This window comes from Actinomadura oligospora ATCC 43269, assembly GCF_000518265.1.
Classification (GTDB): domain Bacteria; phylum Actinomycetota; class Actinomycetes; order Streptosporangiales; family Streptosporangiaceae; genus Spirillospora; species Spirillospora oligospora.
In genome coordinates this window covers 449,798-465,200 of record NZ_JADG01000004.1, presented here as the reverse complement: position 1 = coordinate 465,200, position 15,403 = coordinate 449,798, and the positions used below count along the sequence as shown (strand labels likewise).

General features: G+C 71.4%; 14 protein-coding genes and 2 riboswitches. Of the genes, 7 read left to right on the top strand and 7 right to left on the bottom strand.

Annotation, left to right across the window (positions count from 1 at the left end; genetic code table 11):
- Window positions 1–52: 52 nt before the first annotated feature.
- Window positions 53–820: a maleylpyruvate isomerase family mycothiol-dependent enzyme gene (locus P696_RS43740; RefSeq protein ID WP_051466982.1), complete on the top strand. Its 768-nt coding sequence runs from the start codon at window positions 53–55 to the stop codon at window positions 818–820.
- A 103-nt stretch (window positions 821–923) separates the two neighbouring features.
- Here the strand turns inward: P696_RS43740 and nadA are convergent, their stop codons facing one another.
- A complete protein-coding gene (gene nadA / locus P696_RS0106685; RefSeq protein ID WP_026411721.1) occupies window positions 924–2,078 on the bottom strand; it encodes a quinolinate synthase NadA in 1,155 nt (384 codons plus the stop codon).
- Window positions 2,079–2,337: 259 nt separating this feature from the next.
- On the opposite strand from nadA, the gene P696_RS0106680 reads away from it, so the two are divergent.
- Both P696_RS0106680 and P696_RS0106675 read left to right on the top strand, forming a co-directional pair.
- Window positions 2,338–2,700, top strand: coding sequence for a HesB/IscA family protein (locus tag P696_RS0106680; RefSeq protein ID WP_026411720.1), 363 nt, complete (start codon window positions 2,338–2,340; stop codon window positions 2,698–2,700).
- Window positions 2,701–3,047: 347 nt separating this feature from the next.
- Window positions 3,048–4,022: a carbohydrate kinase family protein gene (locus P696_RS0106675; RefSeq protein ID WP_026411719.1), complete on the top strand. Its 975-nt coding sequence runs from the start codon at window positions 3,048–3,050 to the stop codon at window positions 4,020–4,022.
- 61 nt (window positions 4,023–4,083) lie between these two features.
- Here P696_RS0106675 and P696_RS57915 read toward each other — a convergent pair whose 3' ends face one another.
- Window positions 4,084–4,401, bottom strand: a complete 318-nt coding sequence (locus P696_RS57915) for a sulfurtransferase TusA family protein (protein ID WP_084336894.1) — start codon at window positions 4,399–4,401, stop codon at window positions 4,084–4,086.
- A 40-nt stretch (window positions 4,402–4,441) separates the two neighbouring features.
- On the bottom strand, window positions 4,442–5,584 hold the full coding sequence (locus tag P696_RS0106665) for a cysteine desulfurase family protein (RefSeq protein WP_034483355.1): 1,143 nt from the start codon (window positions 5,582–5,584) through the stop codon (window positions 4,442–4,444).
- A gap of 237 nt (window positions 5,585–5,821) precedes the next feature.
- On the opposite strand from P696_RS0106665, the gene ctaC reads away from it, so the two are divergent.
- The 4 genes from ctaC (at window position 5,822) to P696_RS43730 (ending at window position 10,404) form a co-directional block, all read left to right on the top strand.
- Window positions 5,822–6,649, top strand: coding sequence for an aa3-type cytochrome oxidase subunit II (gene ctaC, locus P696_RS0106660; RefSeq protein WP_483756975.1), 828 nt, complete (start codon window positions 5,822–5,824; stop codon window positions 6,647–6,649).
- A 74-nt stretch (window positions 6,650–6,723) separates the two neighbouring features.
- Entirely contained in the window at window positions 6,724–8,367 is a 1,644-nt protein-coding gene (ctaD, locus tag P696_RS43735; protein WP_245627577.1) for an aa3-type cytochrome oxidase subunit I, read from the top strand.
- Between the two features lie 3 nt (window positions 8,368–8,370).
- The gene (locus tag P696_RS0106650) at window positions 8,371–8,781 is read left to right on the top strand and encodes a cytochrome c oxidase subunit 4 (RefSeq protein ID WP_026411715.1); all 411 of its coding nucleotides are present in this window, start codon (window positions 8,371–8,373) and stop codon (window positions 8,779–8,781) included.
- A gap of 330 nt (window positions 8,782–9,111) precedes the next feature.
- Complete coding sequence (locus P696_RS43730) at window positions 9,112–10,404, top strand: L,D-transpeptidase (RefSeq protein ID WP_245627576.1); 1,293 nt, start codon at window positions 9,112–9,114, stop codon at window positions 10,402–10,404.
- 88 nt (window positions 10,405–10,492) lie between these two features.
- On the opposite strand, the gene P696_RS43725 is transcribed toward P696_RS43730, so the two are convergent.
- The 4 genes from P696_RS43725 to P696_RS0106625 form a co-directional block, all read right to left on the bottom strand.
- The gene (locus tag P696_RS43725; protein ID WP_245627534.1) at window positions 10,493–11,938 is read right to left on the bottom strand and encodes a M48 family metallopeptidase; all 1,446 of its coding nucleotides are present in this window, start codon (window positions 11,936–11,938) and stop codon (window positions 10,493–10,495) included.
- On the bottom strand, window positions 11,935–13,320 hold the full coding sequence (locus P696_RS43720) for a gluzincin family metallopeptidase (RefSeq protein WP_211245647.1): 1,386 nt from the start codon (window positions 13,318–13,320) through the stop codon (window positions 11,935–11,937). Before P696_RS43720 ends, P696_RS43725 begins: the two co-directional genes overlap by 4 nt.
- A gap of 33 nt (window positions 13,321–13,353) precedes the next feature.
- Window positions 13,354–14,193 carry a CHAP domain-containing protein gene (locus P696_RS0106630; RefSeq protein WP_051466977.1) on the bottom strand — a complete coding sequence of 280 codons (840 nt, stop codon included), beginning with the start codon at window positions 14,191–14,193 and terminating at the stop codon, window positions 13,354–13,356.
- A 32-nt stretch (window positions 14,194–14,225) separates the two neighbouring features.
- A riboswitch (cyclic di-AMP (ydaO/yuaA leader) is annotated at window positions 14,226–14,312 on the bottom strand.
- A gap of 191 nt (window positions 14,313–14,503) precedes the next feature.
- Complete coding sequence (locus P696_RS0106625; RefSeq protein ID WP_026411713.1) at window positions 14,504–15,022, bottom strand: C40 family peptidase; 519 nt, start codon at window positions 15,020–15,022, stop codon at window positions 14,504–14,506.
- Between the two features lie 40 nt (window positions 15,023–15,062).
- A riboswitch (cyclic di-AMP (ydaO/yuaA leader) is annotated at window positions 15,063–15,277 on the bottom strand.
- Between the last annotated feature and the right edge of the window lie 126 nt (window positions 15,278–15,403).

Below are 15,403 nucleotides of genomic sequence, written 5' to 3'. Positions count from 1 at the left end.
CTCCGCCCGCCTGATCCGGTTCATCCGATCCGTTCCTTCTCCGGAGGACGCCATGTGGACGCACGAGCGGTATTGCGACGCGACCGAGCGGGAGGTCGCCGCCTTCACGGCGGCGCTGCGGGACGCGGATCCGGGGGCGCCGGTGCCGTCCTGCCCCGGCTGGACGGTCCGTGACCTCGCCCATCACCTCGGCGTCACGCAGCGCTGGGCGGAGCGCCTGGTCCGCACGCTCTCGCCGCGGGCGAGCAGCCCCCGGCGGCACGCCGACGAGGTGCCCGAGGCCGACGCCGACCTGGTTTCCTGGTTCGCCGAGGGCGGCGCCGCGCTGGTCGCGGCCCTGCGGGCGTCCGATCCCGACGCGCGGATGTGGTCCTGGGGCGAAGACCAGCACGCCCGGTTCTGGTCGCGCCGGATGACCTTCGAGGCCGCCGTCCACCGCGCCGACCTGCACCTCGCCCTGGGACGCGACTTCTCGCTGTCCGCCGATGAGGCCGCCGACGGCGTCGACGAGATGCTGGCGATCCTGCCGTACGCGACGCCGTTCGCGCCGAAGGTCGAGAACCTGCGTGGGGACGGCGCGACGCTCGCCTTCACCGCCGCCGACACCGGAGACCGCTGGACGGTCGGGCTCGACAAGGACCGCTTCGGCTCGCGGCGCTCCAGCACGTCCGACGACGTGCACGCCGACGCGGCCGTCCGGGCGGACGCGTCCGAGCTGTTCCTCTTCCTCTGGGGACGCCGCAGGACCGGCGATCCCGGCATCTCGGTCGCGGGCGACCGCGACCTGCTGGCCTTCTGGGTGGAGAACTCCGAGATCTGACCCGTCCTGCGCGCCCCTGATCCGTCCGGGGAGACGCGGACGGCCACCGGCCCGTTGCCGGTGGCCGTCGAGATCACGCGCGCCAGGGGCGCGCCAGCCTGGGTTAGGGGAGTGCGAGCATCTGGTCGAGGGCGACGCGGGCGTAGTGGGCGGTGTCCGGGTCCACCGCGATCCGGTTGACGACCTCGCCGCGCGCCAGGGACTCCAGCGACCACACCAGGTGCGGCAGGTCGATGCGGTTCATGGTCGAGCAGAAGCAGACCGTCTTGTCGAGGAACATCACGTTCTTGTCCGGGTGGGCGTTCGCCAGCCGCCGGACGAGGTTCAGCTCGGTCCCGACCGCCCAGGACGACCCGGACGGGGCGTTCTCGATCGCCCGGATGATGTACTCGGTCGAGCCGATCTGGTCGGCGTTGGTGACCACCTCGTGCTTGCACTCGGGGTGCACGAGGACGTTCACGCCGGGCACCCGGCGCCGGACGTCCTCCACCGAGTCGAGGCTGAACCGGCCGTGCACCGAGCAGTGCCCACGCCAGAGGATCATCCGGGCGTCCCGGAGTTGCTGCCCGCTCAGGCCGCCCTCGGGACGGTGCGGGCTGTAGACGACGCAGTCGTCCAGGGAGAAGCCCATCTCCAGGACGGCCGTGTTGCGCCCGAGGTGCTGGTCTGGAAGGAACAGCACCTTCGAACCCCTGCTGTAGGCCCAGTCCAGCGCGCGCTTGGCGTTGGACGAGGTGCAGACCACGCCGCCGTGGCGTCCGACGAACGCCTTGATGTCGGCGGAGGAGTTCATGTAGGTCACCGGGACGACGTCATCGGCGATCCCGGCGTCCTCCAGCACCTCCCAGCACTCCTCGACCTGGTCGAAGGTGGCCATGTCGGCCATCGAGCAGCCCGCCGCCAGGTCCGGCAGGACGACCTGCTGGTGCGCGGCGGTCAGGATGTCGGCGGACTCGGCCATGAAGTGCACGCCGCAGAACACGACGTACGGGGCGTCCGGCCGGGCCGCGGCCTGCTGGGCGAGCTTGAAGGAGTCCCCGGTGACGTCCGCGAACTCGATCACCTCGTCCCGCTGGTAGTGGTGGCCGAGCACGAACACCTCGTCGCCGAGCGCGGCCTTGGCGGCGCGGGCGCGCTCCACCAGCTCGGGGTCGGACGCGGGCGGCAGCTCGCCGGGACAGTCCACGCCGCGCTCGCTGGCGGGGTCGGAACCCGTGCCGAGCAGCAGCAACGGAAGATCGCGTACGGGGGTGGTCACGGGATGCTCCCTCCTGCGACGGACCTTATCGTCGCTTTGACGACTAATGGTCGCACACCCGGGGCCCGGTGCGACCCGGGTGTGAGCGAGGTCTCGCCGCGAATGACTGGCCGGAGATGGAATGGGCATGAGCCGAGGTACGTTGTTCCTCAGAACAGGAGTCTGCGGAAGCGCCGAGGCGGTTCCGCCGGCCGTCCTCCATGAACTGGTGAAGTGAACCGTCGCCTCGGCGGCGCAGTGAGACCCGGGAGCACATCACATGACGGTTTCGGGCGAGACCACGCAGGAGACCACGCAGCAGGGCGTCGTGCTGACCGACGCCGCGGCCGAGAAGGCGAAGGGCCTGCTGGAGCAGGAGGGGCGCGACGACCTCGCCCTGCGCGTCGCGGTCCAGCCGGGCGGCTGCTCGGGCCTGATCTACCAGCTGTTCTTCGACGAGCGCGAGATGGACGGCGACATGGTCCAGGAGTTCGAGGGCCTCAACGTCCGGGTGGACCGGATGAGCGCCCCGTACCTGACCGGCGCCACGATCGACTTCGTCGACAGCATCGAGAAGCAGGGCTTCACGATCGACAACCCCAACGCCTCGGGCTCCTGCGCCTGCGGCGACTCGTTCAACTAGAACGTGCCTCGAAGGGCCGGTGCGGTGATCGACCGCACCGGCCCTTCCGCATGCCCGCACCGGCCCTTCCGCATGTCCGTACGGGCCCTTCCGCATGTCCGCACGGGGTCCTCTCACGTCCGCCACACGGGTTCCCTCACGTCCCCCGTGCCTCCTCGGCGCGTCCCTGGCGTGGCTCTGGCGCGCCCTTCGCCCGCCCATCACACGGGTCCCGCGCGTCCCGTTCGCGTGACCCCGTCCGGACGGGTCGCTTCGGTTGCGCGCCCCGCCGCCGCGGGAAGTAGCCTCTTGGGGTTGTCCTACAGCCGGTGACAAGCCGGACGCCACACCACGAGGAGAGCGACGCCGTGCGCATCGCCGTAACTGGCTCCATCGCGACCGACCATCTGATGACCTTCCCGGGTCGCTTCACCGACCAGCTGATGCCCGATCAGCTCGACCGGGTGTCGCTCTCGTTCCTGGTGGACGAGCTGGAGATCCGCCGCGGCGGCGTCGCGGCCAACATCTGCTTCGGCATGGGCAGCCTCGGCCTGACCTCCTACCTGGTCGGCTCGGCGGGCGACGACTTCGCCGACTACCGCTCGTGGCTGGAGCGGCACGGCGTCGACTGCGGTTCGGTGCGCATCTCCGAGCTGCACCACACCGCGCGCTTCCTGTGCACCACCGACCAGGACCAGAACCAGATCGCCAGCTTCTACACCGGCGCGATGAGCGAGGCCCGCGAGATCGAGCTGCGGCCGGTCGCCGAGCGCGTCGGCGGGCTGGACCTGGTCCTGGTCAGCCCGAACGACCCGGAGGCCATGCTCCGGCACAGCGACGAGTGCCGCACCCGCGGCATCGCGTTCGCCGCCGACCCGTCCCAGCAGCTCGCCCGGATGGACGGCCTCGACGTCCGCCGCCTCCTCGACGGCGCCGCGTACCTGTTCACCAACGAGTACGAGAAGGCCCTCTGCGAGGAGAAGACCGGCTGGTCCGACGCCGAGATCCTGGACCGGGTCGGCGTCCGCATCACCACCCTCGGCGCCAAGGGCACCGTGATCGACCGCAAGGGCGAGGAGGGGCTGCACGTCCCCGGCGTCGTCGTGGACAAGGTCGTCGACCCGACCGGCGGCGGTGACGCGTTCCGCGCCGGTTTCCTGACCGCCACCGCCTGGGGCCTGCCGCTCGAGCGCGCCGCCCAGGTCGGCAACCTGATCGCCGCCCACGCCCTCGAGGTGCCCGGCGGCCAGGAGTACACGGTCGTCAGGGAGCGCTTCCTGGCCCGCTTCTCCGGCGCCTACGGCGAGGACGCCGCCGCCGAGGTGGCCGTCCACCTCGCCTGAGCGCGGCCGTGCCGAGGCGGTGTGCCGCGACTCTCCTCCAGGGGGCGCGGCACGCCGCTTTCTAGTAGGAACGGCGGACGTGGAAGCCCCAGCCGCCCTGGGGGAGGGTCTCCTCCCAGACGAACTCCTGGGACTTCATGCGGCACCACGCCGGGATGTCGGTGTGCGCGGCGGGGTCGTCGGCCAGGACGGCGATGATCTGGCCGACCGGGATCTCGCGGATGCGCTCGGCGAGCATGATGATCGGGATGGGGCACTTGCGGCCCAGGGCGTCGATCACCAGGAGCGGGGGAGTGGCGCCGGGCGGCGCGGCGGGGGGCGGCGGGACGGTGTCCTGCGGGGGCGCCTCGTCCTTGCGCGAACGACCTCGGAACCTCATCGGCGCGTCCGCCTTCCCGTCCTCGCGGTGAACATGGGGGTCATGCGCCGGTCACCCCGGCGGCCGCGCGCAGGCGGGCCACGGCGTCCGGCAGGACGGCGAGGAACCGCTCCACGGCGGACGGCTCCGCGCCCCGCGGCAGCGATACCCGGACGTTCCCGTGCGTAATCACGCCCATCGCCTCCAGAACATGGCTCGGACGCAGCGTATCGGCCGTGCAGGAGCTGCCGGACGAGACGGCGAAACCGAGCCTGTCCAGTTCGGTCAGGAGCGCCTCGCCCTCCACGTAGAGGCACGAGAACGTGACCAGGTGCGGCAGGCGCCGGACGGGGTCGCCGACGACCTGGACGTCGGGCACCGTCGCGGGCACCCGTTCCCTGATCATGGTGACCAGTTCGGACAGCCGGGCGGCCTCCTCGGACATGTCGGCGGCGAACGCCTCGAGCGCGGCGGCGGCGCCGACGATCGCCGGGACGTTCTCGAAGCCGGGGACGCGGCGTCCCTCGCGTTCGTCGTCGGGCATGGGGGAGCGCCAGCGCGTGCCCTTCCGGACGACCAGGACGCCCACGCCGGGCGGCCCGCCCCATTTGTGCGCGGACGCGGTGAGGAGCGACCAGCCGTCCGGGACGGGCGTCCGGCCGATCGACTGGGCCGCGTCCACCAGCAGCGGGATCTTGGCCGCGCGGCACGCCTCGGCCGCCTCGGCGACCGGCTGGAGGGTTCCGACCTCGTGGTTCGCGGACTGGAGGCAGGCGAGCGCGGTGTCGGGGCGGAGCGCGGCGGCGAACTCGGCCGGGTCGACGCGGCCGGTCTCGTCCACGCCGACGACCGTGGTCTCGCCGCCGTCCCGCTCGTGGGCCTCGGCGGCGTGCAGGACGCTGGAGTGCTCGACGGCGCTCACCACCAGGTGCCGTCCGACACGCCGACGTGACCGCAGGGAGCCGAGGATTCCCAGGTGCGCCGCCTGGGTACCGGACGTCGTGAAGGCCACCTCGTCGGCGCGGACGCCGAGGACGGCCGCCACGCGCGCGCGGGCGCGGTCGAGTTCCAGTCGGGCCGAGCGCGCCGCGCCGTAGAGTCGCGCCGGGTCGGCCCAGGCCGAGTCCAGGGCGCTGATCAGCGCCGATCGTCCGGCGGGGTGGAGCGGCTCGGCCGACGCCGCGTCGAAGTAGCCGCCGCTCATGGCGCGCACCGGTCGCGCAGCGGGGGGCGCGCCGTCTGGACGGCGCCGGACACCGGAATCTCCCGTCCGGAGCGGACGAGGGGTCGGTCAGCACATGCTCGGGCCACGCCAGAACACTAACCGGGCACCCCGGGAGGGGACTCCCGGACCCTCGCGCTAGTGTGTCCCCCAAACGTGTAACAACTGATCTCACCGCCCGGGAGTTCCCTGGGCTCTCATCCGTGGGGAAGGCATTCCGTGAGTCCGACCCGCTCTGGGGAGCGGCGTACGCCTGTGCGCAGTCGCCGCGCAATCAAAAGCGCCGGCGCGCTAGGTCTGCTGGCGCTGTCCGCAACCGCGTGCAGCGGTCAGGCGTCCCGCCTGGGTATGCCCGAGCCGATCAGCGACCAGGCCGAGCGCATGCTGAAGCTCTGGCAGGGCTCCTGGATCGCTGCGTTCTCGGTGGGCGCCGTCGTCTGGGGCCTGATCATCTGGGCGGTGCTGTTCCACCGCAAGCGCTCCGACGACCTGCCGCCGCAGGTCCGCTACAACATGCCGATCGAGATCCTGTACACGGCCGTGCCGTTCGTGATCATCGGTGTGCTGTTCTACTTCACCGCGCGCGACGAGTCGTACGTCGAGAAGACCACCAAGAACCCGGCGGTCACGGTCGACGTGACGGGCTTCCAGTGGAGCTGGCAGTTCGACTACAAGGAGAAGGCGGCCGGTCAGGAGAAGACCGTCGCCTCGGTGGTCGGCACCCCGGTCGCTCCGAACGCCCCGTCGGGCGCCAAGCCCGTCATGGTCGTCCCCTCGGACCGGACGATCCGCGTGCGGCTGCACGCCAACGACGTCATCCACTCGTTCTGGGTTCCGGCGCTCCTGTACAAGAAGGACGTCATGCCGGGCTACACCAACGAGTTCGAGTTCACCGCTCGCAAGCAGGGCACCTATGAGGGCCGCTGCGCCGAGCTCTGCGGCGTCGACCACAGCCGGATGCTGTTCCAGCTCCAGGTGGTCTCGCCCGACCAATACAACACGTGGCTCGCCGGCCAGAAGGCCAAGGCCGCGGGGGGTGTGAAGTGACCGCGATCACCCACGCGCCGACCGCGACGGTCGCCGCGGGTAGGACCCGCAAGGGTCGTCTGGTCGCCGACTGGATGTCGACGACCGACCACAAGAAGATCGGGTACCTGTACCTGATCACCTCGTTCGTGATGTTCCTCATCGGCGGAGTCCTCGCGCTGGTCATGCGCGGGGAGCTGTACAAGCCGGGCCTGCAGCTGGTGAGCAACGAGCAGTTCAACCAGCTGTTCACCATGCACGGCACGGTCATGCTGCTGATGTTCGCGACGCCGCTGTTCGCGGGCTTCGCCAACGTGATCATGCCGCTGCAGATCGGCGCGCCGGACGTCGCGTTCCCGCGCATGAACATGCTGGCGTACTGGCTGTTCCTGTTCGGGTCGCTGATCGCCCTCGCGGGCTTCCTCACCCCGGGCGGCGCGGCCAGCTTCGGCTGGTTCGCCTACTCCCCGCTGTCGGACGCCGTCCGCTCGCCGGGCATCGGCGGCGACATGTGGGTGATGGGCCTGGCCATGTCGGGCTTCGGCACGATCATGGGCGCGGTCAACTTCATCACCACGATCCTGTGCATGCGGGCCCCCGGCATGACGATGTTCCGGATGCCGATCTTCGTCTGGAACATCCTGCTGACCTCGATCCTGGTCCTGCTGGCGTTCCCGGTCCTGGCCGCGGCGCTGCTGGCCCTGGAGGCCGACCGCAAGTTCGGCGCGCACGTGTTCGACGCCTCGCACGGTGGCGCGCTGCTCTGGCAGCACCTCTTCTGGTTCTTCGGCCATCCGGAGGTGTACATCATCGCCTTGCCCTTCTTCGGCATCGTGACCGAGATCCTCCCGGTGTTCAGCCGTAAGCCGGTGTTCGGTTACATCGGCCTGGTGTTCGCGACCATCTCGATCGCGGGTCTGTCGATCACGGTGTGGGCGCACCACATGTTCGTGACCGGGCAGGTGCTGCTGCCGTTCTTCTCGTTCATGACGTTCCTCATCGCCGTCCCGACGGGTGTGAAGTTCTTCAACTGGGTCGGAACGATCTGGCGGGGGCAACTCACGTTCGAGACGCCGATGCTGTGGTCGCTGGGCTTCCTGGTCACCTTCCTTTTCGGTGGTCTGACCGGCGTCATCCTGGCGTCCCCGCCGATGGACTTCCAGCTGTCGGACTCCTACTTCGTGGTGGCGCACTTCCACTACGTGGTGTTCGGCACGGTCGTGTTCGCGATGTTCGCGGGCTTCTACTTCTGGTGGCCGAAGTTCACCGGCAAGATGCTGAACGAGCGGCTCGGCAAGATTCACTTCTGGCTGCTGTTCGTCGGTTTCCACGGCACGTTCCTGGTCCAGCACTGGCTGGGCGCCGAGGGCATGCCGCGCCGGTACGCCGACTACGCCAGCGAGTTCACGGGCCTGAACCAGGTCTCGACGATCTTCTCGTTCATCCTGGGCGCCTCCATGCTGCCGTTCTTCTACAACGTGTACATCACGTGGAAGAAGGGCAAGCGGGTGGAGGTCGACGACCCGTGGGGCTACGGCTCGTCCCTGGAGTGGGCGACCACGTGCCCGCCGCCGCGGCACAACTTCAACTCGATCCCGAAGATCCGTTCCGAGCGTCCGGCGTTCGACCTGCACCACCCGCACGTGGGTGCGAAGGGCGAGCCGGTCAATATGTCCAGCAGGGTGGCTCTCGCCAAGGAAGAGCCGGCCGCCGGGCAGGCCAAGGAAACGGAGGAGTAGCCGATGCGCGTTCAGGCGTTCATGTTCTACGGGTGTGCGGTCTTCTTCCTCGCCACCGACGTCGTCTACTGGCTCTGGTCGAAGGACTGGACCGGCACCACGGCGCTGGCCCTCGCGGTCGGCCTGTCGGGGCTGATCGGGTTCTACGTCCACTTCACCATCCGTCGTCTCGAGGGCGCCAACGGCGGCCCGCTGTACGAGGACGACCCGGAGGGTGAGATCGCGGACGCCGCCGGCGAGCTGGGCTTCTTCAGCCCGCACTCGTGGTGGCCGCTGTACATCGGTGGTTCGGCCGCGCTCACCTCGATGGGCATGGTGTTCGGCTGGTGGATGGTGCTGCTCGGCGTCGCCGGCCTGCTGCTGTCGACCGTCGGCCTGGTCTTCGAGTACTACCGGGGCCACTTCGCCCACTGACCCGCCGATAACACGACCGGCCGCGCCGGTCACGCGACCCGGGGCTCGGTTCCGGTAAAGCGATCTTCAAAGGGGCCTGTGCCTGCGATTTCGCAGGCACAGGCCCTTACATAATGAGCGTCGTCCGGGGTACGACACTCTATGGACAAGATCGTATACGGACAGTGACATGCGGGGGTTACGGTGCGGGTCGGCAGGCTTGTACAAACGGGCCGGCGCCGCCGGGCCACACTGGAGCTCGTCGGAGGAACGGTGGCGTGTGCCGCGCTCGCCGTCACCGGACCGGCGGGTTGCTCGGACGGCGGCGGTACGGATCTCAACTTGAACGCGGTGCGGCTGGACGTCTCACCGGCGAACGGCGGCGACGGGCTTCGCCCGGACTCGGTGATCCAGGTCGCCGCGGACCGGGGGACGGTCGAGAACGTGACCGTCACGCACAGGGGGGCGCCGGTCGAGGGCGACCTGAGCGCCGACCGGACGCGCTGGAAGGCGCGCTGGACGCTCGCCCCGGACAGCAGCTACACCGTCACCGCGACCGGGCTCGGCCGTGACGGCAGGACCCGGACGGTCACCAGCGACTTCAGCACCGCGAAGGTGAAGAAGACCCTGGACGCGGCGCTCGAGGCGCCCTACGACAAGGAGACCGTCGGGGTGGGGATCCCGATCGTCCTGCGGTTCGAGCAGGGTGTCGGTGACCGGGCGGCGGTGGAGCGTTCCTTCGAGGTGAGGTCGGCGAAGCCGGTCGAGGGCGCGTGGCACTGGTTCGACGACCAGACCGTCGTGTTCCGCACCAGGGAGTACTGGCCCGCCCACACCAAGGTGTCGTTCCGCGCGCACCTGACCGGGGTCCGGGCCGGGAAGGGCCTGTGGGGCGCCAAGGACGTCAGGGCCGACTTCCGCGTCGGCGACTCCCACATCAGCAAGGCGAGCGCCGTCACGCACATGATGTCCGTGCGGCGGAACGGACGGCTCGTCCGGACGATCCCGGTGAGCATGGGCCGGGGCGGGGTGGAGAAGTACACGACCACCAACGGCGTGCACCTCACCATGGAGAAGGACGACCCGGTTATCATGGACTCCGCGACGACGGGGTGCGGGCCGGGGTGCCCGGGGTACTACCGGGAGACGGTGTACGCGGCCGTCCGGATCTCCAACAGCGGCGAGTACGTGCACAGCGCGCCGTGGTCGGTGGGGGACCAGGGCAACTCGAACGTCAGCCACGGCTGTGTGAACGCCAGCCCGGAGAACGCGCGCTGGTTCTACAACCTGTCCTACCGCGGCGACCCGGTGCGGGTCACCGGCACGTCCCGCGAGCTGGAGCCCGACAACGGGTGGGGTTTCTGGCAGGAGTCGTGGAAGAAGTGGGTGCAGGGCAGCGCGCTCAGGCGGGCGGTGACCGCCGGGCCGCAGGGCAGTGCGCCGGTCCAGTCGGGGAACGCGCAGGCGGCGAACCCGACGGGTTCGGCGTCGTCGCCGAGTCTGTCTCCGGGGGCGAGGCCGGGTGCTCCGGCGGTTCCGGGCGCGGCGCCTTCGCAACCGGTCGTGCCCGTTGCCCCGAGCGCGGCGCCGACGGCTCAGGGTGAGGCCCGTCCGAACCCCCAGGTGGGGCGTTCCGGGCACTGAGCCGGTCTGGGTGAACGGTGCGGGCCGTCCGGTGAGCGATCGCCGGTCGGCCCGTTTTCGTGTTCGTTGGATGCTGGGTGGCGGTGGCTCAGTGGTGGACGAGCGGGGGCGGTTCGGGGACGTGGTGCATCCGGGCCCAGTCGCGGGCCATGGCGATGCGCTCGGGGCCGGTGGGGTGGTCGGACCAGAGCTGCGTCTCCAGGACGTCCGGGGTGAGCGTCGAGATGTTGCGGACCGACAGTTCGTGCTGCATGGTCGCGAACGTCGTCGGGTCGCGGGTGAGGTTGAGGGCGTGCGCGTCCGCGCGGGCCTCGACGCGGCGGCTCACGAGGTTCTGCACCGGCGTCTCGAGCTGCGTCGCGACGGCGATCAGTGCGAGCACGAGCGCCAGGGCGCGCGGGTCGGCCGCGCCGCGGTCGCGGGCGGACGGGTCGCGCGTGGCCTCGTCCTTGCCCGGGCGGCGTGCGGCGGGGGCGGTGAGCCCGGCCCGGCGCAGCAGGCGCGGTGAGGTGAGCAGCAGGTAGAGCAGGCAGACGCCGCCCGCGGCGCCGAGCGCGCCGACGAGCGTGCCGTGCAGGACGTCGTCCCGTTTGGCGTGGCCGAGCTCGTGGGCGACGATCGACTCGATCCGGGGCGTGGACATCGAGGTCAGCAGGGTGTCGTAGACCACGATCCGGCGGGTGGAGCCGAAGCCGGAGACGTAGGCGTTCAGGGACGTCGTCCGGCGGGAGGCGTCGGCGACCAGGACGTCCGAGACGGGGACGCCGTCGCGGCGGGCCATGTCGAGCAGGTCGGTGCGGAGCCGTCCGGCGGGGAGCGAGTGGAACTTGTTGAAGACCGGTTCGATCATGATCGGGTAGGCGAACGACCCGGCGATGACCAGCGCGCACGCTCCGGCGGCGGCGCCCGTCCACCAGTAGCGGGGGAAGCGGCGGATCAGGCCGACCAGGAGCAGGAGGCCGAGGGTGTAGGTGACCCAGGTCACGCCGAGGGACTTGACCTGGTCGACCAGCCAGCTCGGCCAGCTCTGGGTGGACAGGCCGTAGTCGCGCAGGATCGACTCGCCCCAGGCCGCGAACGGCATCGAGATCAGCCAGGTCAGGGACGTGAAGGCGACGGCGCCGACCAGGACGCGCAGGGGCCAGCGGCGGGTCCTGGCGGTGACCAGGCCGAGCAGGCGGGCGCCGAGGGGGCTGAAGCCGAGGGCGAGGATGACCGCGAGCACGGTGATCAGGCGCGCGTAGGCGGGCCAGTTGAGCGCGTGGTCGAACGCGGCGGCGCGGTGGATCTCGGCGGGGGTGAAGTCGGGCGCGGGGTCCGGGGCGACGCGTCCGCCGGGGACGTGCCCCGGCAGCGGCGTCCAGGGCGTCGTCAGGGCGATGATCACCGCGACCGTGGCGAAGAGGACGGCCGAGGCGATCGCCGCCGTCACGCGCGGCCTCCGGTACGCGCGCGCCGTGTCCGGGCCGCCGGGTCCGGGCGGCGGGGCGGGCGCCTCGGACGGCTCCTGCGATGGGGCGGTGGCGTCGCTCACGTGAGCTCCTTGCGGAGGTAGTCGCGCCAGTCGGCGGTGAAGGTGTCCGGCGGGAGGCCCAGGATCCGGCGCAGCGCGGCGGCCTCGGGCTCCCGCCCGGCCGCCCGGTACAGGCGGACGAGGGTGGTTTCACCGTATCGGTCGGCGACCATGCGGCAGGCGAGCCACGCCTCCTGGTAGGCCTGGGAGAGCCGTCCGGACGCGCCGTCGAAGTCGCTCCGGGTGGGCAGGGCCCCGGGGACGCGTCCGGCGGCCACCTCGGCGGCCAGCTCGCGGGCGGCCGATCTCACCGGGACCCCGGCGTTCCGGTAGCCGACGTAGTCGGCGAAGCCCTCGATGAGCCAGATCGGGGTGCGGCCGTCGCGGGCCCCGCCGGTGGCGACGTGGGTGAGCTCGTGGGTGAGGACGACGCGGCGGCCGAGGTCGTTGAGGCGTCCGAAGGCGGGGGAGACGACGACGCGGTCCTGGCCGGGCGAGCCGTCCGGGCCGGGCGTCACGACGGCGAGGGCGGCGAACCGGGCGATGTCCTGCCCCGCGCCCGCGTCGTTTCCGGCGACGCGGGCGGCCAGGGCGGCGTCGGCGGGGGCCAGGGCGACGGCGCGGCGGGCCCAGGAGGTCCCGGTGACGGTGGTGACGGCGGGCACGGCGGCGGCGAGGCGCCGGGCGATCTCGTCCAGGCGGGGCGCGTCGCCCACGACCAGCGCGGGCCCCTTGCGGACGATGGTGAGCGACCCGGCGTCGGCGATGTCGGCGTCGTCGGCGAGACCGGCGGACGAGCCGTCCCCGATGATCGTCCAGGCGCCGGAGCGGTGGGCGAACGCCAGGTGGCGGGTGCGGGCGACCGGGCCGGTGTCGAAGCCGGTGAGCCGGTAGCGCAGGGAGACCTGGATCACGCCGGACGTGCCCTGGGGCTCTCCGGGGCGCTCCTCCCAGCCGTCCAGGGGGAGCTTGGTCAGGTTGTCGAAGAGGCGGGCCTGGGCCTGCTGGAACGCGGCGGGCGCGGCGGCGACCGTGGCGAGGAAGGCGATCCGGTTGCGCTCCCGGACGGCCCGGGCCCGGTTCGCCAGGACGACCGCGACCGCCCGCGGGTCGGGTGTTCCGGCGGGCGGGAGCGTCGCGGGCGCGGGGTCCCCGTCCGGGGCGCGGGTCAGGGCGAAGATCCCGGCCCCGGCGGCGAGGCAGACGGCGGCGCCGCCGCCCGCGAGCAGGCCGAGAGCCCGCCGCCGCGAGGGGTCCTCCGCGGTGACGGGCTCCGGGTGCTGTTCGGCGGCCCGGCCGGTGGCCTGTTCGCCGGGCCGGCCTGTGGCCTGCTCAGGGGCCCGCTCGCCGGTCTGCTCGGTGGCGGGCCCTGGGCTGGTCTCCGCGGCCCGCTCGTCGTCCATGCGGCGATCCTAGGGCGAGGCCGGGAGTGCGGGTCACCTGGCGTAGTCGGGGTACCCGTAGCCGACGATCGTGCTGTCCGGACGGGTCTTGACCGCGACCGAGTTGCCGTCGGTGTTGCCTTCGACGGTCTTGACGGTGCCGTCGCCGTTGTCCTTGATCACCATGCCGACGTGCTGGATGGCGTCGAGGCTCTTGCTGCCGTTCCAGGCGAAGAAGACGACCGAGCCGGGCTTGGCCGCGGTGCCCCAGCGCTTGTGCTGCTGGAACCACTTGGCGTGGGCGACGGTCCAGGCGTCCGAGCCGACCGAGCCGGCGGCGCCGGCCTGGTGGCCGACCCAGGAGACGAACATGTCGCACCACTCGGCGTTGGCGTAGAGGCCGAGCGAGCCGCCGTCACGGGCGACGGTCTGCTTGGCGCGCTCGGTGCCCATGTACCACCGCTGGAACTTGGTCTTGCCCGCGCCGTCCTCGCTGATCCCGGCCTGCGAGGTCGCGATCTTGATGGCCTGCTGGGCGGTGGGCTTGGTCGGGGCGGGGCGCGCCGGGGCCTTGGCGGCCCGCGGCTGGGCCGCGGCGGCCTGGGGGGCCTGCTGCGGGGCGTGCTGCGGCGCGTCCTTCTTGAGCTGGGGCAGGGTGCTCTCGGCGGTGGCGTACCCGGCGAGACGGGCGGCGGCGGCCTGCGAGTGGCCGTCAGGGACGACCGAGGCGTGGGCGGTGGTGGCGGCGATGGTGCCGACCAGGGCGGCGCCCGCGACGAGTGCGCTGGTGGTGCGCACCGACTGGAACACGGGGGTGGAGCGGAGGGCCTGGGCCACGGGGGTGTCGCGCAGCGACTGGAGGACGGGGTGCAGCTTGTTGTGCTTACCGGTCATGCTGGGTTTTCTCCTCGGCTTCCATGCCGCCTACCGGGTTAGCTGACGGGTTCGGGCGTGGAAGCTGCCCTACGGCCTCTGGGAGGCCGATTCACCCCGGTTCTCGGTGGGTCCCCGGCTCTGCGCCGACGCGCTGTGCGCGTCGGGGAGCGGACTCGGCGGCGGACGCCCTCGATGAGGCGCGTCCGGTGCTGGATACGGACTGTCCCGCTACGGGACGGCTCGCGCTGGCGGGCGAGCGAGGGGAGGGAAGGCCCGGCGGCGGGGGATGTGCCGCCGGGCCCTGCGGACGTGCGTCCTGGATGGAGTCCTAGTAAGGACGGACGGCGCCCGCGAAGCTCTTCTTGCGGTAGCTGTTGAGCTTGGTCACCCGGACGTGGTCGCCGCTGTGGGGCGAGTGGATCATGTAGAGCGTCCGGCCCTTTTTCTTGTAGACGATGCCTACGTGGCCCTTGCCGTTAAAGAACACAAGGTCTCCTGGCGTTAGTTTGTTCCAGGAAATCCTGTTCTTTACCGAACGGTACTGCGCGGTGGTGACGCGGGGCAGCTTCACCCCGGCCTTCCGGTACGCCCACTGGACGAGGCCGGAACAGTCGAAGGCGTTCGGGCCCGCCGCACCGTAGCGGTACGGCTTGCCCTTCCTGCTGGCGGCGTACTTCAGCGCCTTCTTGGCGAGCTTCTGGCGCTGAGCCCAGGTCTTGTGCCGGGCCTGCTTGACCACCACGCCCACGGGCTTGGCAGAAGCCGCGTGAGCCGCAGGGGCCGGGCCGGCCAGCACGACGGGTGTCGCGACGGCGGCGGCGACCGCGAGGCCGCCTACCGTCCGCACACAACGGGCGGTGCTGCTGACAGCGTTGCTGGACAGGGGTTTCTCCTTTTTCCAGACGCCTACCGGGTTAGCTGCCGGGTTCGGACGTGGAGTCGCCCTACGGCTGGTCCCAGGCCCTGGGGGCCTTGTTCTGGGGGCGGGACCGCCGATTCACCCCATGCGCCGCAAGAACGTGTCCGACATGGCTGTGGACGCGTCGGCGCGGATGGGTCCCCGGTTCCGCGCGCCGTCGCGCGGACTCGGCGTTGCCGTCTCGCCCCGAGGCGTGATGAGGCCGGACGACGGGACCCTGATGTCCCGCGTGCGGGCGAGCGGCGTGATGTTGTGGGAAGCGGGCCCGTGGAGAAGGGCCGCACGGGCAGGGCCGGGTAAAGGAATCCG